Source organism: Marinomonas rhizomae (genome assembly GCF_003315485.1).
In the GTDB taxonomy this organism is placed as follows: domain Bacteria; phylum Pseudomonadota; class Gammaproteobacteria; order Pseudomonadales; family Marinomonadaceae; genus Marinomonas; species Marinomonas rhizomae.
Genome location: NZ_QNSE01000001.1, coordinates 41,924 through 56,180 on the forward strand (window position 1 = coordinate 41,924; position 14,257 = coordinate 56,180).

Sequence of the window (14,257 nt, forward strand, 5' to 3'; positions counted from 1 at the left end):
AAAAAGCCTTGTTTACGCAATTTACTATTCAGGCACCTTCGGCTGTAATTGCTGAAGAGTTGCAATACAAAATTGATAACAAAACCAAGCCATTAGGTGCGCTGGGCGAGTTGGAAAGTATTGCTTTTCAACTTGGCAAAATTCAGCAAACGTTAGCGCCTGATACGTCAAAACCTAAGATGATTATCTTTGCTGCTGATCACGGTGTCGTTGCTCAGGGGATTAGTTTATTTCCTCAAGAAGTGACGCCACAAATGGTGATGAATTTCTTGATGGGCGGCGCAGCGGTAAGTATTTTTTGTGAGCAACATAAAGTCCCGTTGCGAATTGTGGATGTGGGTGTTAACGCAGAATTGGCTGCGCATCCTTTGTTGGGGGCGCGTAAAGTCGCGTTTTCGTCCCAGGACTTTAGTCAACAAGCAGCCATGACAACACAACAGTTAGAACAAGCGATTCAAGCTGGTGTTGATGAAGCCAATCTTGCCATTGACGGCGGTGTAAACTTGTTGATGTTTGGTGAAATGGGCATTGGGAACACTTGTGTGTCTTCTTGCATGATGACCGCATTAATTGGTGTTAGCGCGATAGATAGTGCTGGACGTGGTACTGGACTGGATCTTGCTGGGGTTTCCCATAAAGCGCAGGTAATTGAGCAATCATTAAAGCGTGCAGAACAAGAAACTGGCCAGATGATGTCTGACTGGAGCGCTCAAACGCTTGCGGAGCAGGTGGGTGGTTTTGAAATTTTGGCCATGGCGGGTGCGATGTTGCAATCGGCTCAGCGACAGACGGCGTTTGTAGTGGATGGCTTTATCTGTTCGGTGGCGTTGTTGTTTGCTCAAAAAGTCGCTGCGAATGTGCGTGAATATGCCATTTTTGCTCACCAGTCGAATGAAAAAGCCCACAAAATACTGCTTGATCATTTGAAGGCTGAACCTATTTTGTCGTTGGATCTGCGTTTGGGGGAAGGCTCTGGCGCTATTTTAGCTTATCCATTGATCAGCAGTGCTTGTGTATTTTTGAATAAGATGGCGAGCTTTGAAAGCGCTGGTGTGACAGATTCTAAGTGAGACCTTTACACAAATTATTAGCAAATTTAGCCATTCTGTGCAGGTTTCAAAATATTAGGTAAGTGAAAATGAAAGGCATGATTATTGGTCCGTATTGGCAAGGCTTTAAACGTAGTTTGGTCACTTATACTCGAATCCCTCTAAAAGTAGATTGGAGTGATGACATAAAGCACATCCCAGCGGTGTGCTTTTTACCATGGATTGGTTTGGTGGTTGGCTTATTGAGTGCTTGGCCATTATGGTTTGATTGGTCTGTGTCGTTACAAGCTTTGTTTATGCTGCTGACCGCTGTGTTATTAACGGGTGGTTTTCATGAAGATGGTTTGATGGACAGCTGCGATGGTTTGGTTGGTGGCTGGGACAAAGAACAACGTTTGTCGATCATGAAAGATTCACGTATTGGTAGTTATGCCGCTCTGTCTATTTGGTTTTCTTTGACACTAAAATGGTTGCTACTGAGTGAATTATTACAGGTCATTCCTGACTCGTTTCTAGGTTTTGTTTATACCTTAAGTGGTTGGTGTGTTGTGCATGTTATCGCTAGATTCATACCGCTAGTATTAATGAATACGTTAGATTATATGACCATAGAGCAAAGCAAGGCCTCAAGCATGATTGCTAAGTTAGATCTTAGTCAGTGGTTGGTGGCTTTATTGCCTTGTTTGTTGATTGGGGTGTTGGCATTTAATTTGTTTGATTTAATTCTTACCTTTATTTTGACCGCTACTTTAGTGTTTTTGATGCGTCTTTATTTGCGTAAAAAAATTGATGGCTTTAATGGTGATACTTTAGGGGCAAGCGAGCAAATAGGTGAAGTTTTTGTTGTCTTGTGTTTGTTGGTGTCTTATTCGTGAAGCTGTATTTGATTCGTCATCCAAGACCAGACGTTAAGAAGGGCCTGTGTTACGGTGATATGGATGTGCCTCTTGCTGATGGTTGGGAAAAGGAGGCGCAAGCATTAAAAAATGCTTTATCTATTGGTTTCGATGGTGAGCTAAACGCATGCTTTCATAGTCCATTAAGTCGAGCTGCAAGATTAGCTGAACGGATTAGTGATGGTAAATCGCAAGTGACGGAAGCGTTAAAAGAATTGGACTTTGGCGATTGGGAAGGTCTTTGTTGGCAAGATATTCCAAAGCAAGAAATAGAGCTTTGGGCCGATGATATTGTGCATTCCGCTCCTTATAATGGTGAATCTCTACAAGTGGTTGCGGATCGTGTTTGGCAATGGTGGCTGTTAGTGAAAGAGGCACCGATGGATAACTGTGTATTAGTGGCGCACTCTGGTGTTATTAAAGTGTTTGTCAGTATGCTTTGCCAATGGCCTTTGGAACAATGTCACCGAATTGATGTTGGCTTTAGCAGTTTGACTGAGTTTTCCGTTCATGGGGACTTTGTCATGCTAAAGCGTTTGGGCGCAGGTGACTGGGTATCAAGTCAGTAACGACGGCCTTTTAATGTTGAATTTGGCATTCGCCAGATAGTCCTATGTTCGATTGAGAAAAAGAAAAATGTTGCTATATCTTTTAGGTATGTTTGGGATTGCTGCATTTGCAATCACGGGTGTTATTTCGTCCGGTAAAAAAGACATGGATCTTTTTAGTGTCGTGTTTCTTGGTATGGTAACGTCATTGGGCGGCGGTACGATCCGGGATGCTGTATTATCGGTCGAAACAGTTTACTGGGTAAAAGATACGTCTTATTTGTGGGTGGCATTTTCATCTTCTGTTTTAGCATTTTTTACGGTGCGTTTTATTGAAGATAGACAAACGGTTTTCCATTATGCCGATTCATTTGGTTTAGCACTTTTTACCGTTGTCGCGACGGAAAAAGTGTTGAATCTAGGTTTCCCTCCAACCATTGCGATTACTATGGGGATTATCACAGGTGTGGCAGGCGGTATTATTCGTGATGTTTTGAGCCATCGTCCGCCACTAGTTTTAGGGCGAGAGTTTTACGCAACGCCGGCTTTCTTAGGTGCTCTGTTATTGGTATTACTTGAAAAAAACGTACCGACACATGAGTTTAACTCGATTTACGCCGTCGCTTTAGTCTTTATACTAAGGGTATTCGCGATACATAAAGATTTGTATTATCCAAGTTGGCTGCTGTACAAGAAAAAATAGTACAAGAAAATAACGTTAAAGAGACAAATTATGACGAATACTTCTGTTAAAAAAAGCCAAGGCCCAAATGCAGAGCAAGCAGAAAAGAACGAAGCGCGTTTGCTAAAGAAGAAGGCGGTTGTTGATCAGCGTATTGCCGCAGCAACGGAGGAGCGTGGTGTAACCATATTGTTAACTGGTAACGGCAAGGGTAAAAGCTCTAGCGCTTTTGGTACCATGGCTCGTGCTTTAGGGCACGGACAAAAAAGTGCGGTGATTCAATTTATAAAAGGGCGCAAGGCGACGGGGGAGCAGTTGTTCTTTGGCGATCATCCACTGGTTGATTTTCACGTCATGGGGCACGGCTTTACGTGGGAAACTCGTAACCCAGAATTGGAGAAAGAAGCCGCAGAACAAGCATGGTTATTGGCTAAGAATGTCTTGTCTGATCCTAGTGTGCATTTTGTCTTGTTGGATGAAATCACTTACATGTACAAATATGGTTATTTAAACGAAGGTGACTTGATTGCAGCGTTGGCGGCTCGTCCTGATCACCAAAATGTAATGATGACAGGGCGCACAGCACCACGTGCTTTGTTAGATAGCGTTGATACACACAGTAAAATTGCCAATGAGCGTCATGCTTTTGCAAATGGTGTAAAAGCTCAAATTGGAATTGAGTGGTAGCTCGTATCACGAGCTACTTCTTCTGATTTATTTTCTCGTTCAATTCATTTTCCTTTCCTTTGCCCCTCTTTACCTTTTCTTGGTGTCTGCTCAGTCTCATCAAAATGTAAAAAATACATCTAAATGAGATTTATTCTCAAATTAACTGGATTTTTTTAAAATACTTTACGATAATGATTCTCATTAGGTTTATTGATGCATCATAACATATCGTGGAGGAAACAATGCAGGACTGGGAGCGTTTAACTAGACAAGCTAATCGAGCTTATTCAAACCATGCTTTTACTGATGCCGTTGATTTAAACCGACAGGCATTAATGGAAGCTGAGCGTTCATTTGATGAAGATTTCCATCTAGATGCTGAATCCGCTGTTGCAGCCGCTGCTGTAAGCTTTTTGAATATTGCCGAGTCTTATACCGCCTTGGGAGATTTTATTTCTGCTAATACACAATTTGAGTGTGCGGTTAATTTTCTTCAAACCATTATCGCCCGACCTGATCTAGATAATGAACAGCGTGATCTTATTATGAGAACCGCTACGCATATCCGTTTCGAGTGGGAGTTATTTACTCAGAGTTATAGCAAAGAAGTTTCGGCTCAAAGTAGGGCCTTAATGCAGTCATTGTCTAACGCTGTGTCTATACCTGCCACTATGGTGCGTCACTAACGTTTTTTGTTAATAAAAAGAGGAGTGATGATATGAAATATATTATTACTGTCATGTTATGTAGTGTTTTTCTTGCTATGAGTCAGGGGGTGCTGGCCCATCCTGGTCATGATGGCTCACATTGGGCGAGTGATCTGATTCATGCCTTAACCGTGTTCGCGGTGGGAAGCATTATTGTTGGCGGCTTTGTGTATAAGCAGCTGTTACGTCGTCGTAAACAACTTGAACGAGAGGAAATTAGCCATGATGCATAGTGTGATTAAAACGTTAGATAAAGTAATCGGCTTTAAAACCGCGCAAGCTCATTGTGATATACCTTGTAAAATTTATGACCCATCTACTGCTTTGTTAGCCGCATTGAGCTGTGTTCGCTTAATGGACCTTATTAAAGAAGTAGAAGACAAAGCATCTATAGGTGTGGCGGATTTTGCTCAAATTTCTCGTTTAGTAAGTGAAAAAGAATTGGCTTGTACTGAAGTGAAAGAGGCTGTTCGGATTATCTGGGGGGATTACTTTAAAGCCCCACAATTTGAGCAAGTAGCGAATGTTCATGACTTAGTGCATTCCATTATGTTGCAAGCTTCAAAGTGTAAACAGGGAATTGATCGCTTAGAAGGAGAGAAGCTGATTGGATTGGTAAATGACTTTGCAGAAGCTTTTTGGTTTACAAAGGGGGTTGCCACTTATCGTGCTGCTTGTCCTTACCCGCCTATGTTAGATGTGGTTTATCCTGATCTAAAAAATTAAAACGGCTTTTGAAAGATTCTTAATTTAGTAAAAGGATTACATAAAGGAGTGATCATGCTTGATTTAATCAAGGTGCAGGGCGAAAGTATGTCTCCAAGTTTACATGACGGCGATTTTGTTTTTACCAGTCGCTGGCATAAAAAACTTAAAGTTGGTCATCTTGTTGTAGTTGATCACGCGCTATATGGTTTTATTATCAAAAAAGTGCTGCACATCGCTCCAGATGGGCAGCTTTGGCTCGGTGGGGAGAGCAATCAAAGCCTTCAATCTGAAAGAATTGGTTGGGTATCTCCAAGGCGAGTCGTGGGAAAGGTCATTCATCGAATTAGAGCGTCTTGATTTGTGTACAAGAAAATAGACACTTTTTAAAAGTGGCTAAAAAATGCTTTCTGTCTTGATATTGGTCTTAGGCCTATTTTTCTCTAAAATCCACCTCCCTTCATACCTATAATTGATTTACCCAAAGAGAAATTCATGTCGACTGCAGAAATACCTAAAATGAAAAAACATACACGCCTCGAAGATGCCCAGGCTGTGATTCTTGGCACCTTGATTATTGCGCTGGGAGTGAACCTTTTTACACATGCAGGTTTATTAACTGGCGGTTCAGCTGGGCTGGCTTTTTTAATGAAGTATTCGACTCCTTTAACCTTTGGTCAGGCATTTTTCTTGATTAACCTTCCATTCTACATCTTAGCAATTATGCATTTTGGTTGGGAGTTCACTATTAAGACTTTTCTTTCCGTATTTTGCTTGTCTGTTTTTGCTGATATCACACCGATGTTGGTGAGCTTTGATAAGGTTAACCCATTTTATGCCAGTATTGCTGGTGGCTTTTTGATGGGCGTGGGCTTTTTAATGCTTTTCCGTCACAATGCCAGTTTAGGCGGTCTGAATATTCTGGCGCGTTACCTCTCTGAAAAATATGGTATTTCCATGGGGAAATTTCAGATGGCCGTTGATTGTATGATTGTATTGCTGTCTGTTTTTATTGTGGATTACACGCTAATCATAATCTCATTTGTTGGTGCCATCGCTTTAAATATGATTATTGCGGTTAATCATAAGCCCGGGCGTTACATGGGGAATGTTTAATTTACATCGTCAATGTGTGAAGAGGCGGCTTAGGTCGCCTTTTTTATGTCTTCAATTCGCTTAAGCGGTGTGTGGCGTTTCCTAACCGAGCTCGGCTCAGGTATTATTACGGCAATCAAAAAGACAGAGGAAAAGAGTTTGGAGTTACTCAAAGTAGACAACCTTAACCCCTACCTAGATGATCTTGTCGAGTTGTTATGTGATGCCGTTGACTCAGGCGCGCCAATTGGTTTTTTACCACCAATGAGTGAATCCGAAGCAAAAGCTTATTGGTTGTCGATTAACGATGAATTACAAGCTAATGCTCGGCAAGTTTTATTGATCCGCGAAGACGATAAAGTAGTGGGTAGTGTTCAAATTGCCATGTCACCGAAAGCGAATGCATTACATCGTTGTGATGTGGAGAAGCTCATGGTGCATACTCAAGCGAGAGAACATGGTTTGGGGGGGATGCTGATGCAAGGAGTTGAACGTGTCGCGGCATCCATGCAAAGACAGCTACTTATACTTGAAGTTAGAAGTGATGACATTGCTCACGACATGTATGTCAATATGGGCTATATTCCGTTTGGTGAAGTGCCTGGTTACACTCGTAGTGCAAATGGTATGTTGCACAACGCGACGTTTTTTTACAAAAAAATTGAAACCACCCACGAAGTATTCTCTTAAATTAATTAACAAAGCCATAGGCGATACCCTTGAGACTTGATTTTTATTTATCCCACGTGACTGAGCTGGCACGTAAAGCCGCAAAAATTGCGGCATCAAAAGGCCGTGTAACTGTAAACGGTGAAGTGGTTAAAAAAGCCAATTACACCGTACAAGAGGGAGATCAGATCTGTCTAGATGATACTCTTTTGGCGTGGCCATCTGAGGGATACTATTTACTGCATAAACCTGCTGGTTATGTGTGTGCGACCCAAGATCCAGATCATCCAACGGTCTTGGACCTTCTGCCTTCTCATCTAGGGCAAGAGCTGAAAATTGTTGGTCGTCTGGATAAAGACACTACTGGTTTATTGCTTCTTACGACAGATGGTCAATGGTTACACCGAATCACCTCTCCACGTAAAGCTTGTAACAAACGCTACCGTATGATGTTGGCTGATCCAATTAGCGATGAAGATTTGAAGTTATTGGAAGGTGGTGTGATGTTGAATGGTGAAGCTCAACCGACATTACCTGCTGTTGCTGAACGTATTAGTGATTGCGATATTTACCTGACGATTCAAGAAGGTAAATACCATCAAGTAAAACGTATGTTGGCAGCCGTCGGTAATAAAGTGGAAGAACTCCATCGAGATCAGATTGGTCCATTGTCACTGGATGCCGACATTCTGGCTGGCGAGTTCCGTGAATTAACCGACGAAGAAGTCGCTTACTTTTAATAAAGAGATTGAATAATGAAAGAATTATCGATGGAAGAGCGTGTTCAACTGTTGGTCGCGCCTGACAGTGAACGTCTAGCGTATTTTGTAGGGCAAGTAAAAGCCACAGAGCTCGTCTGGAGTTTGAGTAACGAAGAAGGTTTTGTCATGGTAGAAACTGACGATGGCGATTGTGTCATGGTTTGGCCTGATGCAGAATTTGCCAGCCAGTGGGCAATTGAAGATTGGGACGACTGTGAGCCTGTATCTGTTTCCCTTGAGACATTTAAAACTGAATGGCTACCTAGCCTTGCAGCAGACAAGATTACTGTAGCCGTTTTTCCGAATATTGAAGATGAAGGTAAGTTATCGACAGCACAAGAGCTGACTTCGCTACTGGCTTAATCTTGGAAATAATTATTCATACATAGTCGCTTTCTGATTGTTTTTTTGACATAAAGAAGTGACTTGATTTTTATTAAAGCGTTATGGATATTTTTTGCAGTAACGGGACAATACAAATAAGGACTTAACTCCCCCATGAGCAAACGTCAAAATCACCGTGAAGAAGTCTTTGTTAAAATTTTAGAAGCCGCTGAAATCGAATTCGGTTTAAAAGGCTACAATGGTGCTAGCCTTCAGCATATTGCTGAACGCGCAGGCTTGCCTAAACCAAATATCATTTATTACTTTCAATCCAAAGCAAACTTGTACAAGCAAGTACTTGATCAGACCTTAATGGGTTGGAATGATTTGTTTGATAAAGCGACTATCGACGATGATCCCGCCGCTGTATTGGACAGTTTTATTCGCGTTAAACTTAAACAAAGCTTTGAGAAAGGCGTGGCTTCTCGTTTGTTCGCCATGGAAGTGATTGGTGGAGCGCTGCACGTTGGTGACTACCTAAAAGAAGAATTACAGCCATGGTTTAAATCTCGCGTAGCCTTGCTTCAATCTTGGATGGATGCAGGAAAAATGCGTCAATGTGACCCTGCTAGTGTTATTTATATGATTTGGGCAACCACTCAGCATTACGCAGATTTTGAGGCGCAAGTGCTGGCCTTAAGTGGTATTGAGTCCTTGGGAGATGAAGATTTACACCGTATCGGTGATACGGTAAGCGGTATTATTCTCGCAGGTTGTGGTTTAAGTTTACCCACAATTAATTAGCCCTGTTACTTTGCAGCTTCTCTTAATTGATGTATGTGTTGAACCAAAGCCCGTAATTTTGCGGGCTTTGCTGGTTTTGCCATGTAGGTAATGTTCTGCAATTTACATTGTTCAATTAATTCAGGGTCGCGTAGGGCGGTGATCAAGACTGCAGGAATCGTTTTTCCAGCGCGATCACGTAACGCTTTAATCAAAGACACGCCATCCTGGTTATCATCAAGATGGTAATCCACCAATAGTAATTCCGCTTCGCCTTCAGCTTCTAAAGCGTCATTAACGCGGTTGAAGGTTCGACAATCACATTGCCAATGGGTTAATAGTGTGTTCATGGCGGTGAGATTATTTTGCTCGTCATCAATACACCAAACATAGCAATGAGCTTGTTTTTCTTGGGGGATGACGGTTGCTTGAGAATTGGAAATATTAATAGTTTGATTACTTTGGGCTAAAGGAATACCAATGCTGAAACAGCTGCCTCTGCCGGGAACAGAACGTATTTTAGTTACTAGTCCTAGTTGATTCTGCATCCGACGAACCAAGCCTAGACCTAACCCCATACCTGGTTCTTGGGTATTTTCCCAGCGATAGAAATCATCAAATATGTTTTTTTGCTCGGTGGCTGGGATGCCAACACCTGTATCCCAAACCTGTAAATATATCACGCCAGCACGTGGTCTTACGCTTAACAGCACGCGTCCTTTTTGTGTGTATTTCACCGCATTAGAAACAAAGTTTTGAATAATTCGGCGTAAATAAATTGGGTCGGTATGGACTCTAAAAGGTCGTAAATGTGTGGCTAGTCGAATGTTTTTACTTTCCGCTATTACACCAAATTCAGCGACTATCGGAGCGAGAATGTCTTGTAAATTACAGTCTACTAACGTGGGTTGAATTGCGCCTTGGTCTAGGCGGGCAATTTCAAGTAAGGTTGATATAAGCGCTTCGGTCGACTCCAAGGAAGCGGATAATTGGTCAATGACTTGGTTGGTATTATTGGGTAGTTCTGTGGATTGCAAAATCCCCATATAAAGTTTAGCAGCGTTTAGTGGCTGTAAAATATCATGGCTGGCTAAGGCAAGAAATTCTGTTTTAGAGGCATTTGCCTGTTCGGCTTCGGCTTTGGCGCTGATCAGGGCTTTTTCAGCCTGATTACGGCGTTCTATCTCTTGCATCAGTTCGTTGTTAACGCCTTGTACTTCTACTGTACGGGCTTCGACACGCTTTTCTAAGTCTATGTTGGCTTCTTTTAAAGCTTGCTGACTTTCTATGTGTTCTGTGACGTCGGTGAAACTGGTAACAAAGCCGCCGTCAGGTAATGGGTTGCCAACCATTTCGATGACTCGACCACTTGCTCGGCGGCGTAAAAATCGGTGAGAGCTGCCTTTTTTAAGATGCTCTAAACGCTTGTTAACCAGTTCTTCTATATCACCTACGCCACATTCGCCGCGTTCAGCATTAAAGCGTATTAACTCTTCCACGGGTAACCCAACTGTTAACATACCTTCTGGATAAGGATAAAGGGACAGATAGGTTTTATTCCAAGCAACGATTCGAAGGTCTTTATCGACTACGCTGATACCTTGGTCTAAGTTGTCCATGGAAACAAAAAGTAAATTTTGGCTGAATTGAATGGCTTGGGTCGTTTCATCTAAATACGTCACCATTTCTTCTACCTTGATTTGTTTGTCAACCAAGATGGAATTGATAATAGTACGCGCGGAAGAACCACCTAAAACACCACCTAGAATTCGTTCGCAATAGTCTACAAATAAACGATTTGGTGACGTATTCGATGGAAGGGTTTGGCAATAATCTTGTTCAAAGCTAGACAGGACTTGCTGGCTCTTTTGTTTGCCTAAAAAGGTTTCTAGCAACACAAAAAAATCGCTATTAGTAGCCTTGCTTTTGGGTTTGAAAAAACCTTTTTCTAGCTCAGTTGTTGGGCTGACAAAGGCGGTGGCTTGAATCCTGTCAATTAAACGTTCAGTTGATAATAAAGACCCTGTTATATAACCAAAAATGTTTGCCAATAAACTGATGAAAGCACCATAACTAATGAGTTCTGAGCGGGATTGAGCGCTTTCTATATTCCAATCCATATTACCTGTGAGTGGTAACATCATCAGTAATACCCAGCACAAGAAACCAAAGGTTAAGCCAGTATAAACACCATGGGCGTGGGCACGTTTCCAATACAGGCCACCTAATACCGCAGGCATAAGTTGTAGCACGAGAGAAAAAGCCAATATCCCTGTGTTTGCTAATGATTCAGCATTAGCCATTTTTTGATAATACAAGAACGACAGTAGCAATATGCCTAGCATAGCAAAGCGACGAATGATTAATATCCGACGTCGATACAAGGGCAGGGCTTGTTGTTGGGCACTGGCGCGAGCCAACATAAGAGGTAAAATGACATCGTTGCTGATCATGATGCTTAAGGCAAAAGTTGCGATAATAATCATCGCGGTAGTCGCGGACATTCCGCCTAAGAAAATCAGCATTTGCAGTGGAAGGTTATCCGATGCCAAGGCAAATTGAATGACATAAGTATCAGGGTTAATATCAGCAGAGAAAAGACTCTGACCTGCAATGGCTATTGGCGGAATAATCATGGCAAAGATCAGCAGGTATAGAGGGAATAACCACCGTGCCATGTTTGATTGTCGATTGTCTTGATGATCGACTACGGTGACATGAAACTGACGTGGTAAGCAAATGACAGCTGCCGCTGACATGAAAGTTTGCATGATAAATGTGAAGGACAAAAACTGTTCGGGATTCCAGACTGTAAAATCGACATTTTTTCTGAGTTTGCTGATATCAAACTCATGAGTCATGAGAACAGCCACAATACCAACAGCCACAATGGCGACTAGTTTAAATAAAGACTCTGCCCCGATTGCTAGCATCATACCTGAACGATATTCAGTAACTTCGATTTTTCGAGTACCAAATAGCATCGCAAAAATACCAATTAAAATGGTCGCAACCAATACAACTAAACTGGTTGAAGACTCGTCTTGATTAACAAAAAGTGCGAAATTGGAACCGATGGCCTTTAGTTGTAAGGCAATATAAGGAATCACCGCCAGCATACTAATCAGTATGACTAAGGGTGCCGTCATCGGGCGTTTGCCATATCGAGATGAAATAAAATCTGCAATAGAAGTGATGTTTTGCTTACGGCTTACGGTAATCATTTTTCTTAGAATAGGGAAAGCAAACAAGTAGAGTAAAATAGGGCCGAGGAGGATGGGGAAATAGCTCCAGCCGGAACGAGAAGCTTCACCAATTGAACCGTAAAACGTCCAGGCCGTACAATAAATAGCCAATGACAAGCTGTAGACCAGAGGATGACGAGTCAGCTTTTTCGCTGTTGGGCTTTCTTTATCGCCCCAGATGGCAATCCAGAATAGACCCAGAACATAAAGAATGGCTAACAGAATCCAGAAAAAAGTCATTAAATAAATTACCTGAACTTAGGCTGATACATAGTTATTGTTTGTCTTATAGAGCTTTTAGTCTTGTTTTTATAAATGTAACACAGACGATACGACAATCCTCTACGACTTAGGTCGTGTCATTCATTAATGCGTGTGTTTTGATGAGCTATTATTTCGTATCAAACAATACTGCTTTTTCAGTAAGAGAGGAGGGTTCGCAGGAAACTAATGTTAAACTTGTTTTCCTTCAGTTGACTACTAATGAATATTAGGCGGTACGATGAATCAACTTTCTTTAAGTAATGATATTAAGGCATTCCATGCGCATCTTTATTACACAGACGAAGCCGGTGTTAAGTTGGCAAAGGCGGTGGCTGAGCAAGCTAGTGAGCTGTTCGACATCCGTGTTGGGCGTTTCCATCAAAAGTCTGTAGGCCCGCATCCCGTTTGGAGTTGTCAGCTTTCATTTACGGCAGAAACTTTCGGCAAGATCATTCCATGGTTGATGCTAAATCGCCAATCATTAGATGTTTTTGTCCACCCTCTAACAGGTAATGATTATGTCGATCATACACAAGGTGTTAGCTGGTTAGGTAAGTCATACGAGCTTGATACTTCTCAGTTCATGGCAGCGAGTGAGTGATTTTTATCCACGCTGATGAATGAAATGGAGCAATAAGCAAGATGGAAACTCGACTAGCCAGCTTACAAGATGCCAATGCTATTGCTAATATCGCTTCGTCTCTCGGTTACCAGAATGCAGATTCAGATGACCTCGCAATACTGCGTCTTGAGCGATTACTCTTATCTAATTATGACAAAGTCTGGGTTGCAGAACTTAACGGTCAGTTGATCGGTTGGCTTCATGCCCAACATGCTTTTCGAGCGGCTTCAGCGGACTTTATTGAAATCCTTGGTTTGTCTGTATCTGATCAAGCTAGGCTCAATGGTGCTGGACGTGCTTTAGTCGAAAAAGCAAGAGAGTGGGCGGTGGGTGAAAACGTAGCGTTACGAGTGCGTACCAATGATACTCGAGAGAGTGCGAAAGCGTTTTACACAGCCCTTGGTTTCTCTATTGCCAAAACTCAATCTGTTTTTCAAATTGATAATACAGTCATGCTTTAAATTTGATCAACATAGGTTATTTTTGAATTTTTTCAAAATTTTAATCGAATATCCCTTTAAAAATCGTCGAACGTACCAAACTTGTACGGTTATACGGTAGTTATTGAGCTTATGGGACGTTATCATAATGCCACAATCTATTGTTTGGGTTCGTGTTGTGGCGGTGTACGCTTATTGTTGAAATGTAAGGTTTGCTTGTATCAAGCGCTCGTTCCCTCATTATTTATTATATGTTTATTAGGAGAATACAATGCAAATCACAGAAAACGCCGTTGTTAGCATGCACTACACCTTGACTGACGAGCAAGGCCAAGAGCTCGACTCTTCAGTTGGTCAAGAGCCTTTAGTGTTTCTAAGTGGTGCTCAAAACATCATTGATGGCCTAGATAAAGCGCTTCAAGGCAAAGCAGCTGGTGAGAAACTTGCTGTTTCTGTTACTCCTGAAGAAGGCTACGGTGCTGTTCACGAAGAACTTATTCAAAAAGTACCGACTGAGAATTTCCAAGGTGTTGATGAAATTCAAGTTGGCATGCAGTTCATGGCTCAAACGCCAGGCGGTCAACAGCCCGTAACGGTTATAGCAGTAGAAGAAGATGGCGTTATGCTAGATGGTAACCATCCTTTAGCTGGTAAAACATTGAACTTTGATGTTGAAATCATTGAAGTCCGTGAAGCGTTGGCTGAAGAACTAGAGCATGGACATGTTCACGGCGCTGGTGGTCACGAACACTAAGCACCAAATGAATAACGAAAGAAGCGGCTTCTGACTTATATTTC

General features: G+C 42.0%; 18 protein-coding genes. 17 read left to right on the forward strand and 1 reads right to left on the reverse strand.

Translation table 11 applies throughout. The annotated features are described in order from the left end of the window. The first annotated feature begins 8 nt into the window (after nt 1-8). The 14 genes from cobT (at nt 9) to DFP80_RS00260 (ending at nt 8,909) form a co-directional block, all read left to right on the forward strand. Entirely contained in the window at nt 9-1,070 is a 1,062-nt protein-coding gene (gene cobT, locus DFP80_RS00195) for a nicotinate-nucleotide--dimethylbenzimidazole phosphoribosyltransferase (RefSeq protein WP_113914798.1), read from the forward strand. 68 nt (nt 1,071-1,138) lie between these two features. Beyond that, nucleotides 1,139-1,924 carry an adenosylcobinamide-GDP ribazoletransferase gene (cobS, locus tag DFP80_RS00200; protein ID WP_113914799.1) on the forward strand — a complete coding sequence of 262 codons (786 nt, stop codon included), beginning with the start codon at nt 1,139-1,141 and terminating at the stop codon, nt 1,922-1,924. After that, nucleotides 1,921-2,514, forward strand: coding sequence for a histidine phosphatase family protein (locus DFP80_RS00205; protein WP_113914800.1), 594 nt, complete (start codon nt 1,921-1,923; stop codon nt 2,512-2,514). The genes cobS and DFP80_RS00205 overlap by 4 nt, the downstream gene beginning before the upstream one ends. A gap of 67 nt (nt 2,515-2,581) precedes the next feature. Continuing rightward, on the forward strand, nt 2,582-3,196 hold the full coding sequence (locus tag DFP80_RS00210) for a trimeric intracellular cation channel family protein (protein WP_113914801.1): 615 nt from the start codon (nt 2,582-2,584) through the stop codon (nt 3,194-3,196). A gap of 30 nt (nt 3,197-3,226) precedes the next feature. Then, nucleotides 3,227-3,862 (forward strand): cob(I)yrinic acid a,c-diamide adenosyltransferase, encoded by a 636-nt coding sequence (cobO, locus tag DFP80_RS00215; RefSeq protein ID WP_113914802.1) that lies wholly within the window; start codon nt 3,227-3,229, stop codon nt 3,860-3,862. A 224-nt stretch (nt 3,863-4,086) separates the two neighbouring features. Continuing rightward, nucleotides 4,087-4,530, forward strand: a complete 444-nt coding sequence (locus DFP80_RS00220; protein ID WP_113914803.1) for a DUF2753 family protein — start codon at nt 4,087-4,089, stop codon at nt 4,528-4,530. A 32-nt stretch (nt 4,531-4,562) separates the two neighbouring features. Next, complete coding sequence (locus DFP80_RS00225; protein ID WP_113914804.1) at nt 4,563-4,784, forward strand: hypothetical protein; 222 nt, start codon at nt 4,563-4,565, stop codon at nt 4,782-4,784. Next, entirely contained in the window at nt 4,774-5,277 is a 504-nt protein-coding gene (sodN, locus tag DFP80_RS00230) for a superoxide dismutase, Ni (protein ID WP_113914805.1), read from the forward strand. The genes DFP80_RS00225 and sodN overlap by 11 nt, the downstream gene beginning before the upstream one ends. Nucleotides 5,278-5,331: 54 nt before the next feature. After that, complete coding sequence (locus tag DFP80_RS00235) at nt 5,332-5,616, forward strand: S24/S26 family peptidase (protein WP_113914806.1); 285 nt, start codon at nt 5,332-5,334, stop codon at nt 5,614-5,616. Between the two features lie 135 nt (nt 5,617-5,751). After that, nucleotides 5,752-6,372 (forward strand): YitT family protein, encoded by a 621-nt coding sequence (locus tag DFP80_RS00240; RefSeq protein ID WP_113914807.1) that lies wholly within the window; start codon nt 5,752-5,754, stop codon nt 6,370-6,372. A 45-nt stretch (nt 6,373-6,417) separates the two neighbouring features. After that, the gene (locus tag DFP80_RS00245; RefSeq protein WP_241560185.1) at nt 6,418-7,041 is read left to right on the forward strand and encodes a GNAT family N-acetyltransferase; all 624 of its coding nucleotides are present in this window, start codon (nt 6,418-6,420) and stop codon (nt 7,039-7,041) included. A 29-nt stretch (nt 7,042-7,070) separates the two neighbouring features. Then, complete coding sequence (locus DFP80_RS00250) at nt 7,071-7,760, forward strand: pseudouridine synthase (RefSeq protein ID WP_113914808.1); 690 nt, start codon at nt 7,071-7,073, stop codon at nt 7,758-7,760. Between the two features lie 15 nt (nt 7,761-7,775). Further along, nucleotides 7,776-8,144 (forward strand): DUF2750 domain-containing protein, encoded by a 369-nt coding sequence (locus DFP80_RS00255; protein ID WP_241560184.1) that lies wholly within the window; start codon nt 7,776-7,778, stop codon nt 8,142-8,144. Between the two features lie 135 nt (nt 8,145-8,279). Then, on the forward strand, nt 8,280-8,909 hold the full coding sequence (locus DFP80_RS00260; protein ID WP_113914810.1) for a TetR family transcriptional regulator C-terminal domain-containing protein: 630 nt from the start codon (nt 8,280-8,282) through the stop codon (nt 8,907-8,909). 5 nt (nt 8,910-8,914) lie between these two features. Here the strand turns inward: DFP80_RS00260 and DFP80_RS00265 are convergent, their stop codons facing one another. Beyond that, complete coding sequence (locus DFP80_RS00265) at nt 8,915-12,373, reverse strand: PAS domain-containing hybrid sensor histidine kinase/response regulator (protein WP_113914811.1); 3,459 nt, start codon at nt 12,371-12,373, stop codon at nt 8,915-8,917. 262 nt (nt 12,374-12,635) lie between these two features. Here DFP80_RS00265 and DFP80_RS00270 point away from each other — a divergent pair, with 262 nt between their 5' ends. From DFP80_RS00270 to DFP80_RS00280, 3 genes are all read left to right on the forward strand, one after another. Further along, nucleotides 12,636-12,998 (forward strand): DOPA 4,5-dioxygenase family protein, encoded by a 363-nt coding sequence (locus DFP80_RS00270; protein WP_113914812.1) that lies wholly within the window; start codon nt 12,636-12,638, stop codon nt 12,996-12,998. A gap of 41 nt (nt 12,999-13,039) precedes the next feature. Next, the gene (locus DFP80_RS00275; protein ID WP_113914813.1) at nt 13,040-13,480 is read left to right on the forward strand and encodes a GNAT family N-acetyltransferase; all 441 of its coding nucleotides are present in this window, start codon (nt 13,040-13,042) and stop codon (nt 13,478-13,480) included. Nucleotides 13,481-13,730: 250 nt separating this feature from the next. Next, nucleotides 13,731-14,213 carry an FKBP-type peptidyl-prolyl cis-trans isomerase gene (locus DFP80_RS00280; protein WP_113914814.1) on the forward strand — a complete coding sequence of 161 codons (483 nt, stop codon included), beginning with the start codon at nt 13,731-13,733 and terminating at the stop codon, nt 14,211-14,213. The last annotated feature ends 44 nt before the right edge of the window (nt 14,214-14,257 follow it).

Coding starts and splice junctions, on each gene's coding strand:
- cobS (WP_113914799.1), top strand. CDS start 1,139: ATGAAAGGCATGATTATTGGTCCGTATTGGCAAGGCTTTAAACGTAGT.
- DFP80_RS00210 (WP_113914801.1), top strand. CDS start 2,582: ATGTTGCTATATCTTTTAGGTATGTTTGGGATTGCTGCATTTGCAATC.
- cobO (WP_113914802.1), top strand. CDS start 3,227: ATGACGAATACTTCTGTTAAAAAAAGCCAAGGCCCAAATGCAGAGCAA.
- DFP80_RS00220 (WP_113914803.1), top strand. CDS start 4,087: ATGCAGGACTGGGAGCGTTTAACTAGACAAGCTAATCGAGCTTATTCA.
- DFP80_RS00225 (WP_113914804.1), top strand. CDS start 4,563: ATGAAATATATTATTACTGTCATGTTATGTAGTGTTTTTCTTGCTATG.
- sodN (WP_113914805.1), top strand. CDS start 4,774: ATGATGCATAGTGTGATTAAAACGTTAGATAAAGTAATCGGCTTTAAA.
- DFP80_RS00235 (WP_113914806.1), top strand. CDS start 5,332: ATGCTTGATTTAATCAAGGTGCAGGGCGAAAGTATGTCTCCAAGTTTA.
- DFP80_RS00240 (WP_113914807.1), top strand. CDS start 5,752: ATGTCGACTGCAGAAATACCTAAAATGAAAAAACATACACGCCTCGAA.
- DFP80_RS00245 (WP_241560185.1), top strand. CDS start 6,418: ATGTCTTCAATTCGCTTAAGCGGTGTGTGGCGTTTCCTAACCGAGCTC.
- DFP80_RS00255 (WP_241560184.1), top strand. CDS start 7,776: ATGAAAGAATTATCGATGGAAGAGCGTGTTCAACTGTTGGTCGCGCCT.
- DFP80_RS00260 (WP_113914810.1), top strand. CDS start 8,280: ATGAGCAAACGTCAAAATCACCGTGAAGAAGTCTTTGTTAAAATTTTA.
- DFP80_RS00265 (WP_113914811.1), bottom strand. CDS start 12,373: ATGACTTTTTTCTGGATTCTGTTAGCCATTCTTTATGTTCTGGGTCTA.
- DFP80_RS00270 (WP_113914812.1), top strand. CDS start 12,636: ATGAATCAACTTTCTTTAAGTAATGATATTAAGGCATTCCATGCGCAT.
- DFP80_RS00275 (WP_113914813.1), top strand. CDS start 13,040: ATGGAAACTCGACTAGCCAGCTTACAAGATGCCAATGCTATTGCTAAT.
- DFP80_RS00280 (WP_113914814.1), top strand. CDS start 13,731: ATGCAAATCACAGAAAACGCCGTTGTTAGCATGCACTACACCTTGACT.